This window comes from Bradyrhizobium sp. (assembly GCF_049798375.1).
Classification (GTDB): Bacteria; Pseudomonadota; Alphaproteobacteria; order Rhizobiales; family Xanthobacteraceae; genus Bradyrhizobium.
Genome location: NZ_JBARGP010000434.1, coordinates 1 through 3,502, shown reverse-complemented (window position 1 = coordinate 3,502; position 3,502 = coordinate 1). Strand labels below are relative to the sequence as shown.

4 protein-coding genes are annotated in these 3,502 nt (G+C 64.2%); 1 reads left to right on the top strand and 3 read right to left on the bottom strand.

Translation table 11 applies throughout. From position 1 onward, the window contains the following. Positions 1 to 589: YeeE/YedE thiosulfate transporter family protein (locus WA702_RS18220; RefSeq protein WP_425111930.1), on the top strand; the 589-nt coding region annotated here is incomplete at its 5' end. A gap of 2 nt (positions 590 to 591) precedes the next feature. Here the strand turns inward: WA702_RS18220 and WA702_RS18215 are convergent. The 3 genes from WA702_RS18215 to WA702_RS18205 all read right to left on the bottom strand — a co-directional run. Next, positions 592 to 1,812, bottom strand: coding sequence for an alpha/beta fold hydrolase (locus WA702_RS18215; protein ID WP_425111929.1), 1,221 nt, complete (start codon positions 1,810 to 1,812; stop codon positions 592 to 594). A 768-nt stretch (positions 1,813 to 2,580) separates the two neighbouring features. Further along, a complete protein-coding gene (locus tag WA702_RS18210; RefSeq protein ID WP_425111928.1) occupies positions 2,581 to 2,946 on the bottom strand; it encodes a hypothetical protein in 366 nt (121 codons plus the stop codon). A gap of 235 nt (positions 2,947 to 3,181) precedes the next feature. Then, on the bottom strand, positions 3,182 to 3,502 hold a 321-nt coding region (locus WA702_RS18205; RefSeq protein ID WP_425111927.1), incomplete at its 5' end, for a molybdopterin-dependent oxidoreductase.

Below are 3,502 nucleotides of genomic sequence, written 5' to 3'. Positions count from 1 at the left end.
GTCGAGCGGCGGGCTGCATGGCACGGCCGCGCGGCTGCTGCCGACCCTCCTGGTCGGTGGCGTGCTGGTCGCGTTCGCCTTCGCGCATCGGCCGTTCCGCCGCGCGCCCGTCCAGATCGTAGCGGGTTTCGTGATGGGGCTCCTGATCGCGGCCGGCTGGTATGCAACCGGTTATCTCGGCAATGACGATTTCAATCCAGTTGCGGTGACGTCGCTGACCTTCATTGCGCCGATCGCGGACACCCTGCAATATGCGATGCTGTCGACCGGGCTGACGCTTAATTTCGGCATCGCCACGGTGGCCGGCGTGTTCGCAGGCAGCCTGGTGACGGCGCTCGCCAGCGGCCGTTTCAAGCTCGAAGGCTTCACCTCGCCGCGTCATATGCTGCGCTCGGCGTCCGGTGCGGCGCTGATGGGCGCTGGCGGCGTGATGGCGTTCGGCTGCTCGATCGGGCAGGGGCTCACCGGCATCTCGACCTTGGCGCTGACGTCGTTCGTCGCTGTCGGCGGCATCCTGGCCGGCACGGCGCTGGGCCTGCGTGGTGGCTTTCTGCGGGTTCAGCCGCTGGTGGCCGAACCCGCACGCTGAGTTCACTCTGCGCGCCGCGTTACGATACGCACCTCCGAGGTCAGCGTGCGGTGCACCGGGCACTTGTCGGCGATCTCCATCAGCTTCGCGCGCTGCGCCTCGTCGAGTGCGCCATCCATCGCGATCACCCGCTCCATCTGGTCGATCATGCCTTCCTTGGTCTCGCAGTCGGCGCAGTCTTTGGCGTAGATCTTGCTGTGGCGGAGTGTCACGGTGACGCGATCGAGCGGCAGCGCCTTGCGATCGGCATAAAGCCGCATGGTCATCGAGGTACAGGCACCGAGGCCGGTGAGCAGGAAATCATAAGGCCCTGGGCCGGTATCGTTGCCGCCGGCCGCGACCGGCTCGTCCGCGATCAGATGATGCGGTCCGATCGCCACCGTCTGCTGGAATTTGCCGACCCGGGTTTCGCGCACCACGACCTCGCGCGGCGCGATGCTGTCGGTGGCCGGCTGCGGCGCGCTGGCATCGACATAGCGGCTGGCCCAGGCCGCGATCACGCCGGCGACATAGCCGGCATCCTTCCTGTCGCTCACCAGGTGGTCGGCGTGATCGAGGGAGACGAAGCTCTTAGGATGCCTGGCGGCGACGAAGATGCGGGTGGCGTTGTCGATCCCGACGGTGTCGTCGACAGGCGAATGCATGATGAGCAGCGCCTTATGCAGATGGGTGATCTTGTCCATCAGTCTGTGCTCGGCGACGTCGTCGAGCAGGGCGCTGCTGATCCGGAACGGGCGGCCGGCGAGTGAGACTTCTGCCGTGCCGTTGGCGCGGATGTTCGCGACCTGGTCCTTGAACTGGCCGGTGATATGCGCGGGATCGGACGGCGCCGATATGGTGACCACCGCCCTGGCTTCCGGAATCTCGGCAGCCGCGGCAAGCACCGCCGCGCCACCCAGGCTGTGACCGATCAGCAGCGCCGGCGCGGCGCGGGTTTCGCGCAGATGAGCTGCGGCGCGCACGAGATCGGCGACATTGGAGGAAAACGTAGTGTTGGCGAATTCGCCTTCGCTGGAGCCGAGCCCCGTGAAGTCGAAGCGCAGCACCGCGATCCCCTGGGCGGCCAACGCCATGGCAATGCGCCGCGAGGCGTGGCTGTCCTTGCCGCAGGAAAAGCAATGCGCGAACAGCGCATACGCCTGCGGCGTGCCGTCGGGCAGGTCGAGCGCGGCGGCGAGCTGGTGACCGGCTGCGGATTCAAACTGGAAACGTTCGGTCGGCATTTGTGACCCTCCTGACCACTGCGTTTTGGACCGTCATCCCGGAGCGATCCGACGGCATCGTTTCACATTCTCATACAGCAGATATACTCATACACGCGGATATGATGGCGCGTTCTCGCGGCGTGCACGGCCCGAGTTTTGCGGATATTCGCCCTCAAGGAATCGAAGAGGGCGCGGGGAAGGCCGGGAGCCTGCCGCCCCCATGGCCCGCCTGCGGAAAAAATGCAGGCGGCAGAACCACAGGTACGGCTGAGGACATCCCGGCCTTCCCTGCGCGATGGTTTGAACGGCTTATACGTGCTCTCTCCGGGGAACGGCTCTGTTGCCCCCGTCATCGCGCTGCGCGTCAGAGCACCGCGATTTAGCGCCAGCACCGCGGCGCCAAGACCACACGATTTCGCCGAGCGCACCGGACCGTTCGTCCGCATGGACAACCATGCTGCGACCCGTTGCGCCCACCGCATCCCGCGCTCCACGTCCGTGACGATCGCGATACGCCCCTGCAATGAGGCGGGATGCGCGGGAGTAAATCACGATTTTCAGAAAAATACAAGAAGAATATTTTTGCGCAGAGAGCTAGACAGGGCACCCAAATCGTCTGGTCCGAAGCGTAGCTCGCAGCAACCATTCAATCGGCCCTCTCTGTCCGTCATTGCGAGGAGCCGAAGGCGACGAAGCAATCCAGTCTTTCTTTCTGCCTCTGGATTGCTTCGCTTCGCTCGCAATGACGAGGAAAATGACCGGCACGTGGGTGGGGAAGACGGGCAGTCAGTCGCGAGGCGGCAATAGCTCAATGTCCTGGTCGCCGCGCCGGATCGCGGATCGCAGGTCTTGGGCGACGATTTCTGAAATCCATTGGACGAGAGCCGGCAGGGCTTCGGATTTCGCCTGTCGACGAAGCTCGGGCAGGTCCCGTTCGTGGGCCGTTCCCACCTTGATGTGGAGACGCTCGTAAGGCACCTCGCCGTCCGGTGGCTTGTAGCGTGCATCGAACAGACGCCTGCCGTGGCTGCGAACGAGATGGATGCGAATGCCTCCCAGATTTGCAGCGGTCAGTGCATTGAGGATCACGGACGGCTTGAGAAGGTAGCCGTAGCCTTTCGGTATCTTGCCCGTCTCTGAAGTGAATTCCATGCGATAGGTCCGGCAGTCTCGGAAATTGCGGTGATACTATCGAACTGCACCCACCGAGTGAGACGCGGCTCGTCCGGTGACAGGTATCGCTGCCCGCATAAGCGCAGCGCCATGCGGGACTTGGTGCCCCGGGGTATCGCTGCGCTCACCCGGGCTACAGTTCGCTCTGTTCCCGTCATCCTGAGGAGCAACGCGCAGCGATGCGTCTCGCAGGATGGCTATCTACAAATGACGATCACTCCGAATAGCGCTGCTCGGCGAAGGGATCGCCGCGATTGTGATAGCCGCGCACCTCCCAATAGCCGGGCTTGTCGGCGTCGAGGAATTCGATCGCCTTCAGCCATTTCGCGCTCTTCCAGAAATAGAGATGCGGCACCACGAGCCGTACCGGGCCGCCATGCTCCTGGCTCAGCGGCTGGCCGGACCAGCTATGCGCCAGCAGGGCGTCGGCAGCGGCGAAATCCTCCAACGACAGATTGGTGGTGTAGCCGTCATAGGAATGCAGCACGACGAAATCGGCTTGGTCGCGCGGGCGGCAGGCGGCGAGCAGGTCGCG